This is a genomic window from Duganella margarita, from assembly GCF_009857535.1.
GTDB classification, from domain to species: domain Bacteria; phylum Pseudomonadota; class Gammaproteobacteria; order Burkholderiales; family Burkholderiaceae_D; genus Rugamonas; species Rugamonas margarita.
Genome location: NZ_WWCS01000006.1, coordinates 60,098 through 82,317, shown reverse-complemented (window position 1 = coordinate 82,317; position 22,220 = coordinate 60,098). Strand labels below are relative to the sequence as shown.

16 protein-coding genes are annotated in these 22,220 nt (G+C 64.6%); 9 read left to right on the top strand and 7 right to left on the bottom strand.

Annotation, left to right across the window (positions count from 1 at the left end; translation table 11 throughout):
• Positions 1–72: 72 nt before the first annotated feature.
• A complete protein-coding gene (locus GTP55_RS11295) occupies positions 73–960 on the top strand; it encodes a LysR family transcriptional regulator (RefSeq protein ID WP_161045033.1) in 888 nt (295 codons plus the stop codon).
• Positions 961–964: 4 nt separating this feature from the next.
• On the opposite strand, the gene GTP55_RS11290 is transcribed toward GTP55_RS11295, so the two are convergent.
• Positions 965–1,669, bottom strand: a complete 705-nt coding sequence (locus tag GTP55_RS11290; protein WP_161045032.1) for a siderophore-interacting protein — start codon at positions 1,667–1,669, stop codon at positions 965–967.
• 32 nt (positions 1,670–1,701) lie between these two features.
• Between GTP55_RS11290 and GTP55_RS11285 the strand changes: the two genes are divergently transcribed.
• The 4 genes from GTP55_RS11285 (at position 1,702) to cphA (ending at position 7,160) form a co-directional block, all read left to right on the top strand.
• Positions 1,702–2,163 carry a MarR family winged helix-turn-helix transcriptional regulator gene (locus GTP55_RS11285; protein WP_161045031.1) on the top strand — a complete coding sequence of 154 codons (462 nt, stop codon included), beginning with the start codon at positions 1,702–1,704 and terminating at the stop codon, positions 2,161–2,163.
• A gap of 108 nt (positions 2,164–2,271) precedes the next feature.
• Positions 2,272–3,675, top strand: coding sequence for an iron-containing redox enzyme family protein (locus GTP55_RS11280; RefSeq protein WP_161045030.1), 1,404 nt, complete (start codon positions 2,272–2,274; stop codon positions 3,673–3,675).
• Between the two features lies 1 nt (position 3,676).
• The gene (locus tag GTP55_RS11275; RefSeq protein ID WP_229257877.1) at positions 3,677–4,504 is read left to right on the top strand and encodes a cyanophycinase; all 828 of its coding nucleotides are present in this window, start codon (positions 3,677–3,679) and stop codon (positions 4,502–4,504) included.
• Positions 4,505–4,508: 4 nt separating this feature from the next.
• On the top strand, positions 4,509–7,160 hold the full coding sequence (cphA, locus tag GTP55_RS11270; protein WP_161045029.1) for a cyanophycin synthetase: 2,652 nt from the start codon (positions 4,509–4,511) through the stop codon (positions 7,158–7,160).
• Between the two features lie 195 nt (positions 7,161–7,355).
• On the opposite strand, the gene GTP55_RS11265 is transcribed toward cphA, so the two are convergent.
• From GTP55_RS11265 to GTP55_RS11255, 3 genes are all read right to left on the bottom strand, one after another.
• Positions 7,356–9,431, bottom strand: coding sequence for a Mur ligase family protein (locus tag GTP55_RS11265; RefSeq protein WP_161045028.1), 2,076 nt, complete (start codon positions 9,429–9,431; stop codon positions 7,356–7,358).
• Between the two features lie 2 nt (positions 9,432–9,433).
• A complete protein-coding gene (locus GTP55_RS11260; protein WP_371868324.1) occupies positions 9,434–10,387 on the bottom strand; it encodes a methyltransferase in 954 nt (317 codons plus the stop codon).
• 78 nt (positions 10,388–10,465) lie between these two features.
• Positions 10,466–11,986 (bottom strand): PAS domain-containing hybrid sensor histidine kinase/response regulator family protein, encoded by a 1,521-nt coding sequence (locus tag GTP55_RS11255; RefSeq protein ID WP_161045027.1) that lies wholly within the window; start codon positions 11,984–11,986, stop codon positions 10,466–10,468.
• A 186-nt stretch (positions 11,987–12,172) separates the two neighbouring features.
• Between GTP55_RS11255 and GTP55_RS29545 the strand changes: the two genes are divergently transcribed.
• Positions 12,173–13,720 (top strand): arsenate reductase/protein-tyrosine-phosphatase family protein, encoded by a 1,548-nt coding sequence (locus GTP55_RS29545; RefSeq protein WP_202423660.1) that lies wholly within the window; start codon positions 12,173–12,175, stop codon positions 13,718–13,720.
• Positions 13,717–15,987: an acyltransferase family protein gene (locus GTP55_RS11245; RefSeq protein ID WP_161045026.1), complete on the top strand. Its 2,271-nt coding sequence runs from the start codon at positions 13,717–13,719 to the stop codon at positions 15,985–15,987. Before GTP55_RS29545 ends, GTP55_RS11245 begins: the two co-directional genes overlap by 4 nt.
• A 1-nt stretch (position 15,988) precedes the next feature.
• Here GTP55_RS11245 and GTP55_RS11240 read toward each other — a convergent pair whose 3' ends face one another.
• Positions 15,989–18,334, bottom strand: a complete 2,346-nt coding sequence (locus GTP55_RS11240; RefSeq protein WP_161045025.1) for a glycoside hydrolase family 31 protein — start codon at positions 18,332–18,334, stop codon at positions 15,989–15,991.
• A 209-nt stretch (positions 18,335–18,543) separates the two neighbouring features.
• Between GTP55_RS11240 and GTP55_RS11235 the strand changes: the two genes are divergently transcribed.
• Entirely contained in the window at positions 18,544–19,665 is a 1,122-nt protein-coding gene (locus GTP55_RS11235) for a mechanosensitive ion channel family protein (RefSeq protein WP_229257876.1), read from the top strand.
• Here the strand turns inward: GTP55_RS11235 and GTP55_RS11230 are convergent.
• Entirely contained in the window at positions 19,662–20,165 is a 504-nt protein-coding gene (locus GTP55_RS11230) for a hypothetical protein (RefSeq protein WP_161045024.1), read from the bottom strand. The two genes, GTP55_RS11235 and GTP55_RS11230, sit on opposite strands and share 4 nt — an antisense overlap.
• Positions 20,166–20,285: 120 nt before the next feature.
• On the opposite strand from GTP55_RS11230, the gene GTP55_RS11225 reads away from it, so the two are divergent.
• Positions 20,286–21,281: an OmpA family protein gene (locus GTP55_RS11225; RefSeq protein ID WP_202423659.1), complete on the top strand. Its 996-nt coding sequence runs from the start codon at positions 20,286–20,288 to the stop codon at positions 21,279–21,281.
• Here the strand turns inward: GTP55_RS11225 and GTP55_RS11220 are convergent, their stop codons facing one another.
• A complete protein-coding gene (locus GTP55_RS11220) occupies positions 21,282–22,220 on the bottom strand; it encodes an AEC family transporter (RefSeq protein ID WP_371868323.1) in 939 nt (312 codons plus the stop codon).

Genomic DNA, 22,220 nt, shown 5'->3' with positions numbered 1-22,220 from the left:
GACCGTCTGGGCGCGCAGCGGCCTATTGATAAGACGGTATAATCCGGATGAGCTTATGACGAGTCTTCATCAATGGAATACGAGAATTTCAACGACCTGCTGGCGTTTGTGACGGTGGCGCGCGAGGGCAGCTTCACCAAGGCGGCCAAGCAGCTGGGCGTATCGCAGTCGGCGCTGAGCCACACGATACGCGGATTGGAGACGCGCCTGGGCATTCGCCTGCTGACGCGCACCACGCGCAGCGTCACCCCGACCGAGGCCGGCGAACGGCTGCTCAACACCGCCGCGCCACGCTTTGACGAGATCACGCAGGAACTGGCCTCGCTCAACGAATTGCGCGACAAGCCGGCCGGCACCATCCGCATTACGGCGGCCGAGCATGCGGCCAACAATGTGTTGTGGCCCAAGCTGTCGCCGATTATGCACGACTATCCTGATGTGAAGATCGACATCAACGTCGACTACAGCATGACCAACATCGTCTCCCAGCGCTTCGACGCCGGCGTGCGCTTGGGCGACCAGGTGGAAAAGGACATGATCGCGGTACGCATCGGCCCCGACCTGCGTATGGCGGTGGTGGCGACGCCGGAGTATTTTGCCAAGCATGGCAAACCGCGCGCGCCACAAGACCTGCAACAGCACAGCTGCATCAATCTGCGCCTGCCCACGCACGGCAATCTGCAGATATGGGAATTTGAAAAGAACGGCACGCAACTTAACGTGCGCGTCGACGGCCAATGGGTGTTCAACAACACCACCTCGCGCCTGCGCGCCGCATTGGCCGGCTACGGCATCGCGTATGTACCGGAAGATATGGTGTGCGAGCTGGTGAAGGAAGGCACGCTGATACGCGTCATGAAAGAATGGTGCCCGACCTTCCCCGGCTATCACTTGTACTACCCAAGCCGCCGCCAGTCCTCATCCGCCTTCCAGCTGGTGGTAGACGCGCTGCGCATCTAAACTGTTACAGGTCTTCGTGGTGGCCGGACGCACCCTGCTTCCAGTACGCGGAGATCCGGGCTGCCTCGCGCGGGTGGCCCTTGTCGACAAACACCGCGTCGCGCACCTGCGCGGCCACCGACGCTTCACCAGCAAACCAGAAGAAGCCTTCGCCCGCCGGCAGTCGCAGGGCGCGGATCGCGGCCAGCAGCGCTTCCTGGCTGTCCAGCAGTTGCAGGTCCACCTGCGCTTCGCTGCGGAACGGCAGCAAAGCCGCACTCTCCGCCGCCACCAGCACCGTTACTTTCGCCTCGCGCGGCAGTTCTTCCAAACGGCGGCGAATCGCCGGCAGCGCGGTCGCATCGCCGGCCAGCAGATGCCAGTCATAATCCATCGGGATAATCATCGAGCCGCGCGGACCGGCGATCACCGCCGTCTGGCCCACGGCCGCCTGGCGCGCCCAGTCGGAGGCGGCGCCGGTGGCGTGCAGCGCGAATTCGATGGTCAGTTCGCCGGCCACATTGTCATAGCTGCGCGGAGTGAAATCGCGCCGGCCTTCATCACTCAGCATGAATTTGACATGGTCGTCGTAGGAAGCCGAGACGAAATCGTGTAAGGTCTCGCCTTTGAATGTTACGCTGACATAGTCCGGAGCCAGATGCTGTACCTTGGCCACTTGCAGTTCCCGCCGTTTGATGTCGTGCCGCACGCGCTGAATTCGATTGCTCATCTTCCGCTCCTTAGTTGATAATGTCCCCTATTATGACCAAACAAGTTAATAAAGTCAACCAATCGGAACAGGTGTTCGACGCCATCCACTCGATCATGCATTTGTTCCGCGCCCGCCAGTTGCGCGGCTTGCGCGACAACCCGCACGAGTTGACGCATATGGAATACAAGGCGCTGGGCTTCTTTTTTCGCCATCCCGGCGCCACCCAGGGCGATCTGGTGGCCCACTCGGGCCGTGACAAGGCGCAGCTGGCGCGCCTGCTGAAAGGCCTGCGCGACAAGCAGTTGCTGGACGCCACCGCCGACGAGGCAGACCGCCGCATCACCCGCCTGACGCTCAGCGCGGCAGGCCATAACATCTTCCACAGCCTGCACCAATTGGGCATCCACGCCTCGTCGGCCGCCGTCACTGGCATGAGCGCCGAGCAGTTGACTCAATTACAAGGACTGTTGCAGCAGATCCGCAATAACCTGGAAGCGGACGACAAGATGTAGATCGTCTGTCGGCCTACTCTTACACAAACACAAGAGGCGCACCGATGTGGGGCATAGCTGGCACCGTTGATAATCAACGGACTCACTACCCCACTTATCGGGAATCTCATGTCACAGCTTGCGTATGCCGTCTCCGCCCCTGCCGTCGCCACCAGCGCCGCAGCGATTTACCGTTCACTCAACGCCGGGCCGCCGGACGATGCGACACTCGCCGATGCCCGCACCTTTTTGGGGCAGCGGCTCCAGGCCGCGCAGCAACTGCGCGACGACCTGCCGGCCGAACCGGAGCAGCTGGCGCCATGGATCGCCAGCCGCGCCTTTACCGTCGGCGTCGAATACCAGGCTTACCTGCAAGGCCGCCGCGAAGGTGCGCCACGCCGCTATTTCAGCAACCAGGCGCACGCCCTGCACTTCCTTAAGTACGCCGCACCCACCAAGCTGGTGGACGGCGCCTGGCTGTATGGCCTGCTGGCGCGCTGGGACGATCCCGACTTCCGCCCGCTGATCCAGACCTACCTGGAAGAACTGGGCGACGGCGTGCCGGAAAAGAACCACGTCCTGCTGTACAAAAAACTGCTGGCTGCGCACGACTGCGAGGACTGGCAGCAGCTGCCGGACACTTATTTTGAACAAGGCGCGATTCAGCTGGCGCTGGCCTATGACGCCGAGCGCTTCCTGCCGGAGATCATCGGCTACAACCTCGGTTACGAACAGCTGCCGCTGCATCTGCTGATCACCGCCTACGAGCTCAATGAACTGGGCATCGATCCCTATTACTTCACGCTCCACATCACGGTGGACAACGGCAGCACCGGCCACGCGCACAAGGCGGTGCAGGCGCTGTTGCAGCTGCTGCCGCGCTTTGGCGATAGCGCCAGCGTGTGGCAGCGCGTGCAGAACGGCTACCGTCTCAACGACCTTGGCGCCTGCACCACGTCGATTATCGAAGGCTTCGACCTGCAGGAAGAACTGGAAAACATCATGGCCGCCAAGGCCCACGCCGGCGCCAATATGCATTCCGACTACTGCCGCCTGGCCGGCCGCAGCATCAACCAGTGGCTCAGCGATCCGCAGCAAATCCCGCAGATGCTGGCGGAACTGGAAAGCGCCGGCTGGATCCAGCGCGGCCAGCCGCCGGAGAACAGCCGTTTCTGGCGCCTGATCCAGAGCGAGCGCGCCGAAATGTTCGGCGTCTTCAGCGCCTACGAACAGCAGGTGCTGCGCGACTGGATCGTGACGCCGGCGCGGGTGCCGAGCTTCCGCGCACGCCAGCGCTCGCTGGATTCGCTCGGCCTGCACCAGACGCCGCGCCACGGCGCGCTGCGCGGCATCGTGCGCCACCACGCCGACGATGACGACAGCAGCCCGCTGCGCCAGCTGGAACAGCAAGTCGCCACGCTAGGCAGCAAACAAGCCGCCGTGCAGCTGCTGCAGACGCTGATGACTCCAGCCCAGCACCATCGTCCTCTGGGCCTGATGGCGACCCGCATGTACCGACAACTGATCGCCTGATATGAACCAAACCGGTAGTTTAATGATCATCGGCGGTAATGAAGACCGTACCGATAACAAGGATGTGCTGCAAAAATTTGTCGAACTGGCGGGCGGCCTGGATAGCCCGATCATCGTCACCACGGCAGCCAGCACGGTGCCGGAGGACGTCTGGGAGATGTACCGTATTGCCTTCGACGCGCTCGGCGCCACCGATGTCACCCATGTGCGCATCGACAGCCGCGCGGATGCCGACGACGATATGCTGGCGCTGAAGCTGGCGCAAGCGCGCGGCATATTCATGACCGGCGGTGACCAGAAGCGCCTGATGGCCTTCATCGGCGGCACGAAGATGGACCGCGCCATGCGCATGGCTTATCTGGAAAACGGCGCCTGCATCGCCGGCACCAGCGCCGGCGCTTCCGGCATGTGCACCCACATGCTGGCCGAGGGCAAGGCCGATCTGGCGCCGGAAAAAGGCGCGGTGCGGCTCGGCGCAGGCCTGGGCTATGTCACCCGCGTCATCATCGACCAGCACTTTTCGCAACGCCACCGCCTGAACCGGCTGCTGAGCGTCATCGCGCAAAGCCCGTTCCTGCTGGGCGCCGGCATTGACGAAGACACCGCGCTGATCGTCAAGGACAACGCCATCGAAGTAGCCGGCACCGGCGGCGTGACGGTGGTCGATTGCCGCAATGCCGTCACCACCATCGCCGACATCGCGCGCGGGGAAGTACCGCAAATGCAGGATGTGCGGCTGCACCTGCTGCCGTCCGGCTCCCGCTTTACCAGCCCCGCCGCAGGCGGCGCGCTGGCAGATTTCATCCAATATTTAACCGACAGGACCTGATCGCATGAACATCGTCAAACAGCACGTACTCCGTGGCCCGAATCTGTATTCCAACCAGCCTTGCCTGCTGAGCGTCATCGATTTGCAAGGGCTGCGCGACCACACCAGCACCAGCATCGAAGGCTTTAACCAGCAGATGCTGGAACTGCTGCCATCGCTGTACGATCACCGCTGCTCGGTAGGCCAATACGGCGGCTTCGTTCAGGCCCTGAACAACGGCGCCAACCTGGCGCACGTGGTGGAACACGTGACCATTGCGCTGCAATGCCTGGCCGGCACGCCGACCTATCTGGGACGCACGCATGAAGTGCAGGACACGCCTGGCCAGTACCGTGTGGTGTGTTCGTACGAATCGGAGCACGTGGCGATTGATGCCTGCGACCTGGCAATCGCGCTGGTGCGCGGCCTGGCCACCGGCGCGCAGGGTCTGGCGCAACAGCTGGAAGCCGGCGTCGCCGCGCTGCGCGACACCGCCGAACAACACGCGATCGGCACCAGCACCGGCGCCATCCTGCGGGCGGCGATCCGCCAGGGCATCCCGTATCAGCGCCTGACCGACGACGCCAATATGTTCCTGCTCGGCTGGGGCGCACAGCAAAAGCGCCTGCAAGCCACGATCACCGGGGACACCGGCCACATCGCGGTCAGCATCGCCTCGGACAAGCAGCTGACCAAGGCGCTGCTGCAGGAAGCCGGCGTGCCCGTGCCTGAAGGCGTCAGCGTGCGCACGCTGGAGCAGGCGCTGCGCGCCGCGCGTGAACTGGAAGGCCTGGTCACCGTCAAGCCATTGGACGGCAACCACGGGCGCGGCGTAACTACGCGCTGCGGCACCCCGGATGAAGTGCAGTTGGCATTCGAACGCGCACGCGAACATGGCCGCACCATCATCATTGAACGCTACATTCCCGGCGACGATTACCGCATCCTGGTGGCAGGCGAACGCGTGGTCGCAGCCGCCCTGCGCCGCCCTGCCGCCGTCATTGGCGATGGCGAATCGACCGTGCGTCAGCTGGTGGAGCAGGAAAACCGCAACCCGGCGCGCGGCGAAGGCCATACCAATATCCTGACCCGCATTCCGCTGGACGGCCACGCCGAAACCACGCTGGCGGCGCAGAACCTGGACTTCGACAGCGTGCCGGAAGCCGGCCGCCGCGTGGTCATGCGCGGCAACGCCAACCTGTCCAGCGGCGGTACCGCCGAAGACGTGACCGGCAAGCTGCCGCCGGAAACGCTGCAGATGTGCGTGCGCGCCGCCCGCAAGATCGGCCTGGATGTAGCGGGCATCGACCTGGTTTGCGAGGACATTTCGCAGGTGCTGGACGGCCGCAATGGCGCAGTGATCGAGATCAACGCCGCGCCGGGCATCCGCATGCATGAATATCCCAGCGCCGGCGTGCCGCGCGACGCCGGCGCCGCCATCGTAGAGTCAATGTTCGGCAATGAGGACGGCCGCATTCCGGTGATCGCGGTCACCGGCACCAACGGCAAGACCACCACCACGCTGATGATCGAACACACGCTGCGCCAGGCCGGCATTGCCACCGGCTGCACCACCAGCGAAGGCGTCTACATCAACGGCACCACGGTCAAGCGCGGCGATTGCAGCGGCTACTGGTCCGCGCGCACCGTGCTGTCGGCGCCGGAGGTAGAATTTGCGGTGCTGGAGACCGCACGCGGCGGTATCCTGAAACGCGGCCTGGCGTTCGACCGTTGCGACGTGTCGGTGCTGCTGAACGTCAGCGAAGACCATATCGGCCTGGAAGGCGTGGAAACGCTGGAAGACCTGGCCGCCGTCAAGGGCGTGGTGCTGCAAGCCGCTTCCCGCGCAGTGGTGCTGAATGCGGAAGATGCGCGCTGCTGCGCCATCGGCGCGGGTCTGGATGAGAAAGTGGAACGCATCTACTTCAGCTGCGACGCCCAGCATCCAGCGCTGCTGCAACACCTGCAGGCCGGCGGCCGCGCCACCTGGCTGGAAGATGGCGCGCTGATGGCGTCCGACCGCGATGGCCAGCGCCAGGTGCTGCTCGATGCGACCGAGATGCCATCCACGCTGGGTGGCTGCGCGCGCCACAACATCGCCAACGGCCTGGCCGCTGCAGCGGCACTGATGGCCAGCGACCTGGGTAACGGCGCGATCGCCGCCGGCCTGCGCAGCTTTGTCTCCGACGCGCGCCACAATCCGATGCGCGCCAATCTGTATGACGTCAACGGCGTACGGGTGATCGTGGACTTTGCCCACAACCCGGCGGCATTTGGTGCGCTGGCATCCACCGCGCGCGCCATGACGCAAGGCCGCACTGTGGCAGTGGTCACCTCGCCCGGCGACCGCCGCGAACGCGACTTCCAGCAGATCGGCCAGATTTGCGGCAGCGGTTTCGATACCACGGTATTTTATGAATGGCCGGCGGAACATCGTGGCCGCGAAGCAGGCCAGCGCGCCGCCACGATGCAGTCGGCGGCACATGCCGCGCGAGGGGACGCCGGTGGCGTGCTGCTGGAAGCTGACCCGGCACAGGCACTGCGTCTCGGCCTGTCGCAATGCCGTGCCGGCGATGTGCTGGTGTATGCCTGCGGCTCGTCGGTATCGGAACTGGTGGATGCATTGAGACCGGTCGACCCGGTCAGCGCGGCGCGCATCGACGCCACGCTGGTGTAAGACTTGAAAAAAGGCCGGCAAAAAAACGCAATGCCGTTCAGTGAAGCTTAAATTTCACATCGTCATTCCCGCGAAAGCGGGAATCCATAACACGTCTACTGAGCAAACGCGGCATGGGTTCCCGCTTTCGCGGGAACGACGTTGCTTAACTGGGCGGCACTGCCGCATAAAAGCGGGCTTTTTTACATTGCCTCATTATGCGGTGGGGGCGGCCTGCTGTGCCAGGCGGGAAGCCGCCGGTGCGTCGATCGGGCGAATTGCCTCGATCAAGGTCGCCACCTCGGTCCCGCACGCGAACAACAGTACATCGCCCGGCCGGCAAGCCAGATATGCCTCCTGCACCGCTGCCGCCGCATGGTCGTAAGTGTGAATGGCAGCGCCGCCGGACGCCCGCGCGCCGTCGGCAATGATTTGCGCCGCTTCGCCGTGCGCACGGCCGCGCGAAGCCGACTCGTATACAAACAATTCATCGAAGTGCGCAGCACAGGTGGCGCCGGTACGCGCCAGATCGGCATCGCGCCGGTCGCCGGGCGACGTTACCACTGCCAGCACCCGGCCCGGTGCCTGGCCGGTGGCCTTGCTCTGGCCCTGCCCTTGCGCCAGACCGCGCGCCAGCGTGGCCAGCGCCGAGTAGGCAGCTGGATTGTGGGCGTAATCCAGCACGATGGTCATCGCGCCCAGTTCAAACACGTTGGAGCGCAACGGATTGGTCGCCGCGTTGGACTCGAAGCTGGACAGGCCGGCGCTGATCTGCATCACGCTGAAACCACTGGCCGCCAGCGCCGCCGCCGCCGCCAGGCTGTTGGCGATGTTGTAGCGCGCCAGCCCGCCGCTGGTGGCGGGAATATGCGTGGCCGGCATCACGCGCTGGCGCACCTGGCGCTGGCTCAGCATGATGACTTCATTTTCCAGCCACACGGCGTCGCCGCCCTGCGCCAGATGCGCCAGCAGCACCGGGTTGTCCGGCTTCATGGAGAAGTAGACCGCGCGCGCACCGGGCGCCAGGCGCGCCCGCGCGGCGACGCAGTGCGCATCGTCGGCGTTCAGCACGGCGGTATCGGCGGCGCTCACCACCAGCGACTTGACGCGCGCCAGTTGCTCCACGGTGTCAACGCCGTCCATGCCCAGATGGTCGTCGGAGACGTTCAGCATGACGCCCACGCTGCAGCGGTCATACGCCAGACCGCGCTTCAGCAGGCCGCCGCGCGCGGTCTCCAGCACGGCGAATTCGGTCTGCGGCGACGCCAGCACGGCGCGATGCGACCAGTAACCAGTGCAATCGCCTTCGCCATACAGGTCGCCAGCCACGGTGATGCCCTGCGTGCTGGCGCAGCCGGTGCGGAAGCCCGCCAGTTGCACTGCATGCGCGATCATCAGCGTGGTGGTGGTCTTGCCGTTGGTGCCGGTGATACCGATGACCGGTATGCGTCCCCTGGCCGGATCGGCGTGCAAGGCGCGCAGCAACCCGTGCTGCTCCTGGCTCGGCGGCGGCGCCGCCAGCACGGCATCCACTTTCGGCAGGCGCCGGCCCGGCAGCAGATCGACCTGCGCGTGCGCCAGTCCCAGCGTCGCTGCGGCGCGCTGGGCGACGCCGCGCACGGCCGCATCTGCATGCTGGGCCACGCCGTCAAGGATCTGCACGCGCAGGCGTTCGCCCTCCTGCCGCTGCGGCGCGTGAAAATCTTCGGCCGGCACGCCGAGCTGCGCTTCGATCAGCAAGGACCGCATCAGCTGGCGCTCGCGCAGCAGCGTGTTGGTCAGCAGCCGGTTGTCATCGTCGGCGCGCGCCAGATAGCGCCATTGGCGCTGGCCCCAGCCAAGGCGTATCAAGCCGCCATGCTCGCTGATGCGCTGTACCGGCACGCCCAGCGCAGCGGCTTCGCGCAACAACGCTTGCGTGGCCGCCGGCAGCGCCATCGACTCGGCCAGCGCGCGCAGGGTCGACACCGCCGCCGGAATGTCCGGTGCTTCGCCGCGCCCGGTGGCGGCAATCAGTTCGACGGCGGCGGCCAGCGCAGCCTGCGCCAGATGTTCCAGCGTGTATTGCACCACCACGCGCCAGCGCGGTGGGTCGCCGGCGGCAGCCTTGTTGTCTTCCAACTCGGCGTGCATGAACTCAACCGCTTCACCACAGGCCTGCTGCAGGAAGCGCACCGTGTAGGCGAGCTGCGGGCCGGCTTCCGCCAGCGGCGATTCAATCACCGCGACGATGCACGGCGTGGGACTGTAGAGGTTTGCGCCGCGCAGCAGGCGTTGTTGCAATATCCGCATACTCAGGCCTCCTTGCTGGCGACCAGCCACACCGCCGCGATGCGCTCGACGCCGGCATACCCTGTCGTCTCCAGTTCTTCGCCAAACACGTCGGGATCGATTTCTTCGTAGGTCCAGCGCAGGCCTGCTTCTTCCAGCATCGCTGTGGCCTGACGCAGGAACGCGTCTTCGCCCTTTTCCATCGCCACGCCGGCATACAGCCATAGTGCGCCGCCCTGCGCCAGCCGCACAATCGCCGCCTGCACGATTTGCAGCGACAGGCCGGCGCCGAGCTTACCGCCACCGTGCCGGTATGCGCGCTCCGCCGCGTCCAGCAGATACGGCGGGTTGGCGACAATCAGGTCAAACAGGCCGTCGACCTGCGTCAGCAAATTGCTGTGATGCGCACTGGCGTTTTCTACGCCGGCCAAATGGATATTGACGTCGGCCAGCGCCAGTGCACGGTCGTTGATGTCAACTGCCAGCACTTCGGCCTGCGGGAAGCGGCGCGCCAGCGTAATGGCGCCGACGCCGCTGCCGCAACCGATATCGACGATGCGGCGTACAGGATCGGCCGCAGGCGCAGGCGTCTGCTCCATGGCGCGCACGAAGCGGCAGGTGTCCGGGCCGAAGAACACCGCATCGGCCTGGGTGGTCGGGTAAGACGAATGGAACAGCCACTCGCCGGCCAGCGTCGACAGCCGCACGCTACTGCGCAGCAGCCCATCCTGTTCCTCCAGCACGCCGGCGGCGCGCATGCAGGCCAGCAGATCATCGTCGATGGCGGCTGCGGTAAAGGGCCGGTTCCAGCCGAAGATGTCGCGCAGGGTGGATTGGTCCGGCGCGAAGGGACGCGCCAGCACGCGCGCCTGCGTGGCCGGCGTCACGGTGGTGAACTGGTATTTACGGGCGCGCAGCGCGGCGCCAAGCGCCAGCAACGCCTGATGTTGAACGGCAGTCAAAAACGGGGTCGTCACGAAGGCTCCTGTTAAACCTTGATAGTGACGCACACCGTTGGCGGCTTGGGTGCGCTAGCGCACGTTGCAACGCAATCGCTATAACACCTTGAGCGTACGAATCAGATCACTCAGCCGATAGGGCTTGGCAATCAGCTCAAAGTTGCCGATGTCCGGCATCTGGTCGCCCAGTGCCGCCTTGACGTAGCCGGAAGCCAGCACGATTTTCAGCTCGGGGATCTCGCGGCGCGCGATCTGGCCCAGTTCAACCCCGCTCATGCCGGGCATGACCACATCGCTGAACAGGATGGAGATGCCGGGATTGAGCCGCAGCGTCTCCAGCGCCTGCATGCCGTTATCGGCCGACAGCACCTCATAGCCCAGGTGCGTGAACAGGCTGATGGCGGTTTCCAGCACCTCCGGCTGATCGTCCACCAGCAGCACCTTCTCCGCCGGGCCTTTGCCCTCATCGATCGGTCCCTGACGGCGCACGGCCGGGAAGTACATCGACACCGAGGTGCCCTCGCCCGGCTGCGATTCCAGCGTCAGCGCACCCTGACATTGCTGCATCAAGCCATACACCTGGCTCAGGCCAAGGCCGGTGCCCTTGCCCACTTCCTTGGTGGTGAAAAACGGTTCGACCGCGCGCTTGATCACGTCCGGCGTCATGCCGACGCCACGGTCCCTGACCATCACGCGCACATAGCGGCCGGCCGGCAGCTGTTCGACCTGGGCTTCGGTGAGCGTAACGGCCGACAGATCCATCAGCACTTCGCCGCTGCCGTCCATCGCATCGCGCGCGTTGACCACGAGGTTGAGCAGCGCCGACTCGAACTGCGTCGGATCGAGCATGGCTTGCGGCAGGTCGCTCTGCAGTTGCAGATGCAGGCGCATGTCGTCCGGCAGCGCGCGCCGCAACACCGACTCGAACGAGCGGATCACGCGCGCGACGTCGTGCGGGTCCTGGCGCAAGGGCTGCTGGCGGGCGAAGGCCAGCAACTGCTGCGTCAACGAGGCGCCGCGCTGCGCTGCGCGCGACATGGTGTCGATCGATTTGCTGTGCATCGCCGGATCGCGCGACATGCGCAGCAGTTCCAGCCCGTTCATGATCACGTTCAGCAGGTTGTTGAAGTCGTGCGCAATGCCGCCGGTGAGTTTGCCGATGGCTTCCAGCTTCTGCGACTGGAACAGCGCCTCGCGCGCACGCTCCAGCTGTTCGGCCGCCACGCGGCGCTCGGTGATGTCGCGCGTGATCTTGGCAAAGCCCAGCAGCTCGCCGGCCGGATCGACAATCGGGTCGATCACCACGCTGGCCCAGAAACGGCTGCCGTCCTTGCGCACGCGCCAGCCCTCGTCCTCGAACTTGCCGCTGCTGCGCGCCAGCTCCAGCGCATACGCCGGACGGCCGGCGACGCGGTCTTCCTCGGTGTAGAACATGGAGAAGTGGCGGCCGATGATTTCGTCGGGCGGATAGCCTTTGAAGCGCTGCGCGCCGGCGTTCCAGGTGACCACCACGCCCTCGGGCGACAGCATGTAGATCGCGTAGTCGGTCACGCCCATGATGAACTGGCGGAACCGTTCGGCTTCTATTGCGTCTACATTGGACTGGACACTGTGCATGACTTCCTCGATGGCTCTTATCATCCGATTTTACTAGAGAGACAAGAAAACACGCACACAATCGCCTGTCCTGGACAATCCAGCTCATCCGGCGCAACGCTGTTTTTGCCTTGCGCTTGATCAAACGCATGCCGGCCGCAATGGCGCTGGCTACACTGGCCGGATCGCTTTTTCCGGATGGCCGCCATGCGCGTCTGCATCACAATCGATACGGAGTTCAGCATCGCCGGGGCGTTTGCCGATCCAGCGCGGCGGCCGGTGGGCGCGCCGATGGTGCGCTGCGACGTTGACGGGCGCTCGCAGGGACTGGGCTTTTTGCTCGATTGTTTCCGCCGCCATGGGGTGCAGGCGACGTTTTTTGTCGAGACCGCGCAACGCTACTACTTCCGCAGTGATCCGATGCGCGCGCTGGCGCAGCAAATCGCCGCCGCCGGCCACGAGGTGCAGCTCCATGTACATCCCTGCTGGTCGGTGTTTCAGTATCCCGACTGGCCGCAACGGGTGCGGCGCCAGCCGCGCCAGGACGACCTGGCCGGGCGCGATCCGGCGTCCACGCTGGCCTTGCTGCGGCACGGCCAGGCCACGTTTGCCGACTGGGGTCTGCCGCCACCGCAGGTCTTTCGCGCCGGGAATCTGCAATATGACGACAATCTGTTTCGCGCGCTGGCGGCGGCACGCATCCCGTACAGCTCCAACATTGGGCTCGGCGTGTACAACGCCGGGCTGCCGTGGTACCAGCTGTACGCCGGACGGCACCTGCGGCATGGGGTGCTGGAATGCCCTGTGCTGAGTTACCGCGACCGCCGCGCGCATCTGAAATCGGTCGCGGTTTCCAGCACCAGCTTCGGCGAGATGCGCGCGCTGCTGGATCAGGCGTATGCGGCGGGCATGGAAATGGTAGTGATCCTCACGCATCCGTTTGAGTACGTGCAAAGCGAGGGCGCGGGCTTCGTGCGGCTGCGGCGGCACGCGCTGAACCAGGCGCGCATGGAGCGCCTGTGCGCTTACCTGGCGGCGCACGCCCAGCGCTTCCAGGCATGCGGCCTGGCCGCTGCCGCCAGCCAGCCGTTGACAGCCGCCTCCTCGCACAACGCGCCAATGAAGGGATGGGCGTGGCGCACCGCCGGCCGCATCGCCGCGCAGATCGCCTACGACGGCTACGGCAGGTGGGCGATCCGCTTCGGCCAACGGCCGCACGGCACCTGGCGCGGCGCCGTGCGGGCATGGCTGGCAAGGCTGGAATTGCGTACTGGCCGGCTGGCGGCGTTCCATCTGCAGCATCCTCACCAGGTACGGCGCGTGGTGTTTGTCTGCCTGGGCAACATCTGCCGCAGCGCCTATGCGGAGCGCGTGGCCGAGGGACTCGGCATGCATGCCGCCTCGATCGGCCTGGCCGCCTGCACCGGCGTGCCTCCGCCCGAATCCGCCCTGCAAGCGGCGGAGCGCAGCGGCGAAGAACTGTCGGCGCACCGCGCGACCGACTTCCGCGACTTCGAGGTGCAAGCCGGCGACCTGTTTGTGGCGATGGAAGTCCGCCACGCGCACGAGCTTCAGCGCCGCCTGATCGCACACCGGGACATCCAGATCGCCCTGCTCGGGCTGTGGTGCTATCCGCCCACGCCGCATTTGCACGACCCGTACACCCTCAGCGACGCCTATTTCGACCAGTGTTTTGCGCGCTTGCGGCAAGCGGTGCAAGGACTGCACCGCACCCTGGCACGGAGCGGCGCATGAAGCCTTCGTTCTCGGCTTACCTTGACCTGGTGCGCCTCGTCAGCGCGCTGCTGGTGGTGCTGTACCACTCCAACATCCGCCTGCTCAGCGTGGACAAGCTGCCGCTCAGCACCCACGGCCACGCGGCGGTGATTGTGTTCTTCGTCCTGTCCGGCTACGTCATCGCCCACATCACCAGCACGCGCGAAAACACGCCGCTGGAATACTGGTCCAGCCGGCTGGCGCGCTTTTATTCCGTGGCGCTGCCCGCAGTGCTGCTTACGCCGCTGCTCGATAGCCTCGGCGAAGCGATGGCGCCGCAGTTCTACGGCGACGCCACCACCCGCGATCTGGCCTGGCTGCGCATCCTTACCAGCCTGGCGTTCCTCAACGAAGTATGGACACTGTCGATCATGTCCTTTTCCAATGTGCCGTATTGGTCGCTGTGCTACGAGTTCTGGTACTACGTGCTGTTCGCCATCCTCACCTTCACGCGCGGCCACAAGCGCGTGCTGTGGTGCGGCGCGGTGGCGCTGCTGATCGGCCCCAAGATCCTGCTGCTGGCGCCCGTATGGGCAACTGGCGTGGTGCTGCATCGCTGGACGGCCCTGCAGCGTGTCGGCCGCGTCGCCGGCGGCGTGCTGCTGGCCTGCTCCGGCATTGGCTATGCGCTGTTTCATCATTATCAGCTGACGGAGGCAGGCAGCGCGTGGCTGCGCCAGATCGTCGGCGCGCACTGGCACCAGCAGTTCGCGTTCTCGCGCTACTTTATGACGGACTACCTGCTGGCGATCATCGTCGCCTGCCATTTTGTCGGCATGCGCGCGCTGGCGCCGCCGCTGGAACGACTGGCGCCGCTGGTGCGGCCGCTGGCCGCCTACACTTTCAGCATCTACCTGCTGCACCAGCCGTTGATGCAGTTCTACGCGGCGCTGTTCAACGGCGATCCGGCCAGGCCCTGGTTCTATGTCGCCACCATGCTGGCGGTGTTTGCCAGCATCTTCGCCATCGGCACGGTAACAGAGCAGCAGCGGCACCACTGGCGGCAGGCGATACACCGGCTGCTGGCGTCGCCCGCACCGCAGCCGATGCCGGCCGTGGTGCTGGGCATCGACACGCCCATCGGCCTGGCCATCATCCGCGATCTTGGCCGGCATGGCGTCAGGGTAGTTGGGATTGCGCGCAGCGAGCAGTCGCTGGGACTCGGCTCGCGCTACCTGCATCGCGGCGTGGTGCGCGCGGACGATGTGATCGTCCAACTGCGCCAGCTTGCTAAGGAGACTGGGCCGGCCGCGCTGTTCGCCATTTCGGAGGCCGATATCATGATGCTGAACCAGGCGCGCGATACGCTACCCGGCTATCGCATGATGTTTGCCGACGCCGTCCGCATGGAGCGCGTGCTGCGCAAGGAGCTGACCTACGCGGCAGCGACTCGCGTGGGTATCTTCGTGCCGCGCACCTGGCACCCCGCATCGGTCGCGCAGGCCGATGGCGCTGCGCGCGAAGCGCGCTATCCGGTGGTGCTGAAATGGGCGGATCCAAACACCGTGGCGCCGTTGCTGCGCCAGGCCGGCATGGCGCTGGAGAAGGCGCAGCACTGCGGCGACGCGCAGGCGCTGATGACCGCCCTGAGGCGCTACCGGACGCTGGGCCGTTATCCCATGATTCAGGAATACTGCGACGGCTACGGCCTGGGACAATTCGTATTCATGAAGGGTGGGGAGGCGCTGGTTCAGTTCCAGCATCGGCGCCTGCATGAGTGGCCGCCGGAGGGCGGCACCTCTACGCTATGCGTATCGACGCCGCTGTCGAAGCAGCTGATGCGGCAGTCGGTGGCCCTGCTGCGCGCATTGGACTGGGAAGGCGTGGCGATGGTCGAATATCGTTATGATCCCGCCACCGGACGCGCGGCGCTGATGGAGGTGAATGGCCGCTTCTGGGGCAGCCTGCCGCTGGCCTGCCACGCGGGCGCCAGCTTTCCGTGGTATTGCTACCAGGCGCTCGGTCTTCAACTACCGATTGCGGCCAGCCCGTATCGCGCCGGCGTGCGCTGCCGCTTCATGACGGCGGAGACACGCCGTCTGCTGCATCTGCTCATGCGGCCCTCGCCGCTGGCCAAACGCTGGCGCGAACTGGCGGCCTACCTGACCGAATTCCTGCGTCCCGGCGCCTGCTACTTCGTCCACGACTGGCGCGATCCGCTGCCGCTGTGGCGCGACCTGCGCCACAGCGTATTACAGCGATTGCGCGAACAGCGCTACCAAAACCAGACCAACAAGGCAAAGTGACTTACTTGCCGATCACCTTCAGCAGGCCCGCCGCCGACTTGACCAGGCCGGCGTCGCCGCCGCTGGCACTCAGCTTGCCGGACGCGTCGTCCCACTTCAGCTGCGTCACGGTCGACTTGCCCTTCTCGTAGTCATAGCTCACGCCATCGTCGTCATACAGGCGGAACTCGCCGCTCTTGCCCGGATAAACGTTGATCGCAGCGATGCCCTGCCTGGTCGCAGTCGACTGCACCTCGGCGCCGATCGGCACGATCGAACCGGCCCTCACAAATACCGGAATCTGGTCGATCGGCGCAGCCACTTTCACCCAGCGTCCGCCGGCCAGCTTCTCGTTGGTCCAGAAGTTGTACCAATCCGCACCCGCCGGCAGGTACACATCCTTCTCGGTCTGGCCCTGCTCCGTCACCGGGGCGACCAGGAAGGCCGGACCAAACATGTACTGCGTGCCGATGTTGGCCACGTTCGGATCGTTGGCGAAGTCCATCCACAAAGGACGCATGAACGGCGCGCCGGTATCGTGCGTGAACTTGGCCTGCGAGTAGATGTAAGGGATCAGCTGGTAGCGCAGCGTATCGTAACGCGCCATCACGGCCTCCGCCTGTTTGCCGAAAGACCAGATCTCGGCTTCCTTGCGGTCGCCGTGCAGGCGCAGCGTCGGCAGGAAGGTCCCGTACTGGAACCAGCGCGTCATCAACTCAGGGTAGTCATGGTTATTGCCGACCACATTGCGGGCATCCGACGGGTCCAGCAACGGCGGCTTGACCGCGCTGCTCTCGGCCGCCAGCTTCTGCCAGCCGCCGATATCGTTGCCCCAGTAGGCGATGCCGGACGCCGTCATGTTCAGGCCAGTCGGGATCTGGCGTGTCAGCGCCTCCCAGGTCGGCTGAATGTCCGAAGACCAGAACAAGGCGCCGGTACGCTGCGAACCCAGATACGCGGCGCGCGACAGAATCAGCACCCGCTTGTTCGGCTTCCACGCGCGCATGTTCTCGGCCACGCCTTCCACGTGCATCAGCGGGAACAGGTTGTGATAGCGGTCGCCCGAACCGATCGAATAGAAGAAGCCGTCCGGCACCAGATCCGGCTCGGTCTCGTCCAGCCACGGGTAGTCGAAGCCCTGCGACAGGATATTGTCGCGCGCCTTCTCCCAGAACCATTTTCGCGCGGCGGGATTGGTCGGATCGATCAGGCCACCGGTGCGGTCGGAGCGGAACGGCAGGCCGTCGACGGTCTTGTCATCCTTGTCTTTCAACAGCAGGCCCTTGTGATCCAGCTCATTGAAATAGCGCCCGGAAGTTTCGTAGCGCGGCCAGATCGAGATGATCGACTCCATGCCCATCTCGTGCAGCTGCTTGTTCATCCCCTTGGGGTCTGGGAACTGCGCCGGGTCGATATCCATCTGGCCCATGCGGGTCCAGTAGAACCAGTCCACCACCATCACGTCCAGCGGATACTTCTTCTGGCGATAGGTGTTCGCCACGCGCAGCACTTCCTGCTGGCTGTCGTAGCGGGCTTTCGACTGAATCAGGCCGAAGGCGGATTTCGGCGGAATCGGCGTCTTGCCGGTCACGCGCGCATAGCCCGAGTAAATCTCTTCCGGCGTAGCACCGGTGATGACAAAGAAGCTGACGCGCTCCCCGACATTTGACTGGAACGCCGTGCGGCCGTTGACGCCGGCGATAAAGCGCGTGGCGGACGGGTTGTCCCACACGATGCCATAGCCCTTGGACGACACCATGAACGGCACGCACACCGTCTCGCCGGCCGGCGCATCGTACCAGTGCTTGCAATCGAGGACGCGGCCGCGCAGGTCCAGCGCACCGAGCGACTCCTGGTTCTGGCCCATGCCGTAGTAATGCTCGTCGCGCGCCACCGAGAACGACGCGCCGACCTGGAAAGTCTTTTCGGTGTTGACGGTCTGCGGCGACATCTCCCAGCCATTCATGCTGACGACCGTCTCGCCCCTGGCGTTCAACACCTGCAGGCCGACCGGCGCCAGCGACGGCGCGAAATACTTCTGGCCCTGGGTCGGCACCGACGGCGGCGGCGACGGATTGACGCGCACCGTCATCGCGGCCGAGGTGAAGACGTCGCCGTCCTTGCCGCCGCTGTGGCGGAAGGCAGCGTTGTCGGCGTTCTTCGGCAGCACGCCGTAGCCGGGGCCTTTCAGTACCTGGTCCTTGTCGACGGCGATCGTCACGTGGACCACATTGGGGCCGTACGCTTCAATCGACACGTAGGCGCCGTCACGGTCCAGGGTGGCGATAGGCGCGGCAAGCGCGGAAGAAGTCAACGCAAAAATCGATACGAGCGCGGTGAATACCGGCGTGGGGGCGAGCAGTCTCATAAGCCTCTCTTAGTGTGGAGATGTGCCAGCATTGTGCGTCTTCATTTTCAGTATAGCAATTATGAAAATCACCAAATCGGACTATGTTTATGCGGGTTTAAGTTGCTACTCAGAAAGCAAAATGCCGTTTGCATGTGCTGCAACGAACAGAGTACTGCACTCTGCACGCCTAGGATGGAGAATCTCAGCCTCATCGACAGGAGCAGGATTTGAATATTCAACGCTATCTCACCCCATTTACGAATCTCGACGGCGAGGAACTGATGGTTGCCGCCGCCGCGGCCGCGATCACCTTCTGCGCCATTTACGGCGTGCTGCGGCTGTTGCGCCGGCGCCTCTGCAAACATGACGCAGCCGGCCGCCCGGACCGCCCGGCGGTGCAGCTGTTCAAGGAAACGCTGAACCGCACCAGCCTTCTGGCCGTGCTGGCGATCTCGCTGCTGGTCGGCCTCAAAATGCTGGAACTGCCCACGTTATGGGAAGACCGCCTCGGCCATCTGTGGTTCATCGTGCTGGGCTTCCAGTTGGTGCTGTACCTCGACCGCGCCGCCACGCTGGGGGCGCGCCGCTACTTCCGCCATCACTCTGAGAATCCGGATTCGCCCACAACCGTTGCCAACACGCTGATGGTGTGGGCATTGAAGACCACCGTATGGGTGATCTTCCTGCTGGCTGCGTTGTCCAACCTGGGCATCAACGTCTCGGCGCTGGTAGCCAGCCTGGGGATCGGCGGTATCGCCGTGGCGCTGGCGGTGCAAAATGTGCTGGGCGATTTGTTTGCCTCGCTGGCCATCGCGGTGGACAAACCGTTCGAGGTGGGCGATTCGATCGCCATCACCAACGTCTCCGGCACGGTGGAGCATGTGGGCCTGAAAACCACCCGCATCCGCGCCGACAGCGGCGAGCAAATCATCATCGGCAATGCGGAGCTGCTGAAAAACGTGGTCCGCAACTACAAGCGCATGCAAAACCGCCGCGTGCAGTTCTCATTGCGTATCAATCCGGCCACGCCGGCGGCGCTGGCCGCCAAGATACCTGATGCATTGAAGGCCGTGGTGGAACGCCAGCCGGACGTGCGTGCGGACCGCGTGCACCTGAAATCCATCACCCAGGATGCGCTGGAATATGAGCTGGTGTTTTATATTCTGAATTCGTCGTACGCCAACTTCATGAACGCACAGCAGGCGGTGTTGCTGGGCGCCCTGGAAGTGTTCAGCGAATTGGGCGTGGACGCCAACGCGCCCACACGTCGCCTGCTGTTCGAGAAAGGTGCGCAGGCGGCTAACGAGACGGAGCAACCGGAGCGCCATCTCGCCGCCCGCGCGCATTAAGGCTTGAGCTTTTCGTCTTCGGCCTGCGCATCCTGCATCGCTTCCGGCTCCAGTTCCTCGGCCGAGCGATTCAGGTGAACGAAGACGCCCCATGCGGCCAGCAGCACGCCCACGCTGCCAATCAGCGCCGCGACATACAGCAATTCGCTGACGTCCTCATGCACCGCGTGGAAGGTGGCGACCAGGCCTTCAATCGCCAGCGCCACCACCACGACCACGAAGAAGCGCGACAGGAAGCGGCGCACGCGGGTCGGCGCGCTGATGTCGGCGTCGCGCACCACTTCTTCTTCAATAATGGTCTCGGCGATTTGCAGCGCCACCACGGCAGCTGCCAGGATGCCGATCGCCTCGATCACTTCCTGCGCCGCCACCAGCCCCTCCGCATGCGCCGCGTGCCAGCCCAGTTGCGCGCCGATGACGATCAGGAACAGCGCGCCGCCGGTGAACAGCAAGGCGATCAAGGCATGCACCAGACCGAATGCCAGCATAATTTTCTTCATCGTTGATACTCCGCAGTTTAATTGCTGGATTGTAGAGCGCGTTGCTCACACGAATCGTGCGCTAGGGCACATTAAATGTTCCTATAATTGCAATTCTTATTATCTTTACAAGGCAATGCCATGCGAAATCTCTCCCTGCTGGTGTGCGGCGCCGTGCTGGCCTCAGCCGCCTATGCGGACATGCCGGCCAAGGACACGGTAAAAGGCGCCAAGGACCATCCGCTGCTGTCGCGTTTTACCGATTCGAAGATCGTCGGCTACGACTTCAAGGAGTTCGACGAAGTCACGATCCCCGCCGGCAAACGCGTGGTGGACAAAAGCGGCAAGCCGGGATTTGAGAATGCACTGACGCTGGAAGGCCGCTATACCCGCATTGCCTACAACTATCCGCGCACCCGTTCCGCCGTCGAAGTGATGCGCAACTACCAGGCCGCGCTGGAAAAGGCCGGCCTGAAAACCGTGTTCACCTGCGCCAAGGAGACCTGCGGCGAAAACTTCGGCGAATACATGTACGACAAACACATGGGCCATAACTTCATCGACGGCGGCCAGCAGTACGAACCCTTCATCTACGGCCGCCACGACGACCGCTACCTGGTGGCCAAGGGCACCACCGCCGACGGCATGCTGGTGCACGTGGCGTTGTGGGTGGTGCCGCCGACCGAAAACCGCAACGGCGGTTTTTATATCCAGGTGGTCGAGGGCAAGCCGATGGAAAGCGGTAAGGTCAGCGTCAACCTGAATGCGGCCGATATGGCCAAGAGCATCGCGGCCGAGGGCAAGGTTGCGGTGTACGGCGTCTACTTCGACACCGACAAGAGCGACGTCAAGCCGGAATCGAAGGCGGCGCTGGGCGAAATGGCCAAGCTGCTGCAACAGAATCCGCAGCTGAAGGTGTTCGTGGTCGGACACACCGATAATCAGGGGGCGCTGGCGCACAACGTGGAGCTGTCGCAGAAGCGCGCCGATGCGGTCATCAAGACGCTCGCCACCGACTACAAGGTCGATGCCAGGCGCCTTGCCGCCAAAGGCGTGGCCTCTTACGCGCCGGTGGCCTCCAACGACGCCGACGCCGGACGCCAGAAAAACCGCCGCGTGGAGCTGGTCAAGCAGTAATCAGCTGGTCGTACGGAACCAGCTGACCAGCACCGAGATGGTCACGATCGACAGCACGGTGGACACCAGGATGCTGCCGGCGATGCCGACTGCCTGGCGCTTGTACATATGCGCCAGCATGAACGGGCCGGTGCCGGTCGGCAGCGCCGCCAGCACCACAGCCAGCCCGGTCATCGCCGGCGACAAGTGGAACACATATACCGCCAGCACCCACGTCAGCGCCGGCTGGCCTATCAGCTTGAGCGCCACCTGCGCGCTCAGCGCCGGAATCTGCGGCCGGCCGCGCTGGTCGGCGATGAACAATCCCAGCGACACCAGCGCGCACGGGCTGGCCGCATGCGCCAGCAAGGACAGGAAACGGTCCGCGCCTTCAGGCAGCGGCGGCGCATAGCCGGCATACAGCGCGCCAAGCACAGGCGCCAGCAGCATGGGATTCTGCGCCAGCGACCAACTCACCTTCTTCAGTATGCGGCCGATGCCGCCGCCCTCGCTCACGCCCAGCTCCACCACCGTGACGGCGATGCCAAACAACACGCACACCGTCAGGATCGAGGTGATCGTCGCCGGCATCATGCTCGCTGGGCCGAACGCCGCCATCGCCAATGGGAAGCCGATGAAGCCCACATTGGCGTAGGCGGCGTTCAGTCCTTCCAGGCTGGCGTCGGCCAGCTCGCCGCCGCGCATGCGGCTCACCGCCACGGTGATCGCGTAGACCGCGCCGCTGGCCAGGCCAAAGGCGGCGATGAAGCCCGGCTGGTCCAGCTGCTTCCAGCTGGACTTGGCCATGATCTGGAACAGCAGCGCCGGCATGCCGAGATAGACCACGAAGCGGTTCATCTCGAATGCCCCGGCCTCGCCCATCCAGCCGCGATATCGCGCCAGCCAGCCGACGCCGATCAGTGCGAAGATCGGCAGCACGATGGAGAACAGAACCTGCAC

Excerpts from the sequence above, each read along its gene's own strand:
- GTP55_RS11295 (WP_161045033.1), top strand. The coding sequence starts at position 73 with ATGGAATACGAGAATTTCAACGACCTGCTGGCGTTTGTGACGGTGGCG.
- GTP55_RS11290 (WP_161045032.1), bottom strand. The coding sequence starts at position 1,669 with ATGAGCAATCGAATTCAGCGCGTGCGGCACGACATCAAACGGCGGGAA.
- GTP55_RS11285 (WP_161045031.1), top strand. The coding sequence starts at position 1,702 with ATGACCAAACAAGTTAATAAAGTCAACCAATCGGAACAGGTGTTCGAC.
- GTP55_RS11280 (WP_161045030.1), top strand. The coding sequence starts at position 2,272 with ATGTCACAGCTTGCGTATGCCGTCTCCGCCCCTGCCGTCGCCACCAGC.
- GTP55_RS11275 (WP_229257877.1), top strand. The coding sequence starts at position 3,677 with ATGAACCAAACCGGTAGTTTAATGATCATCGGCGGTAATGAAGACCGT.
- cphA (WP_161045029.1), top strand. The coding sequence starts at position 4,509 with ATGAACATCGTCAAACAGCACGTACTCCGTGGCCCGAATCTGTATTCC.
- GTP55_RS11265 (WP_161045028.1), bottom strand. The coding sequence starts at position 9,431 with ATGCGGATATTGCAACAACGCCTGCTGCGCGGCGCAAACCTCTACAGT.
- GTP55_RS11255 (WP_161045027.1), bottom strand. The coding sequence starts at position 11,986 with ATGCACAGTGTCCAGTCCAATGTAGACGCAATAGAAGCCGAACGGTTC.
- GTP55_RS29545 (WP_202423660.1), top strand. The coding sequence starts at position 12,173 with ATGCGCGTCTGCATCACAATCGATACGGAGTTCAGCATCGCCGGGGCG.
- GTP55_RS11245 (WP_161045026.1), top strand. The coding sequence starts at position 13,717 with ATGAAGCCTTCGTTCTCGGCTTACCTTGACCTGGTGCGCCTCGTCAGC.
- GTP55_RS11240 (WP_161045025.1), bottom strand. The coding sequence starts at position 18,334 with ATGAGACTGCTCGCCCCCACGCCGGTATTCACCGCGCTCGTATCGATT.
- GTP55_RS11230 (WP_161045024.1), bottom strand. The coding sequence starts at position 20,165 with ATGAAGAAAATTATGCTGGCATTCGGTCTGGTGCATGCCTTGATCGCC.
- GTP55_RS11225 (WP_202423659.1), top strand. The coding sequence starts at position 20,286 with ATGCGAAATCTCTCCCTGCTGGTGTGCGGCGCCGTGCTGGCCTCAGCC.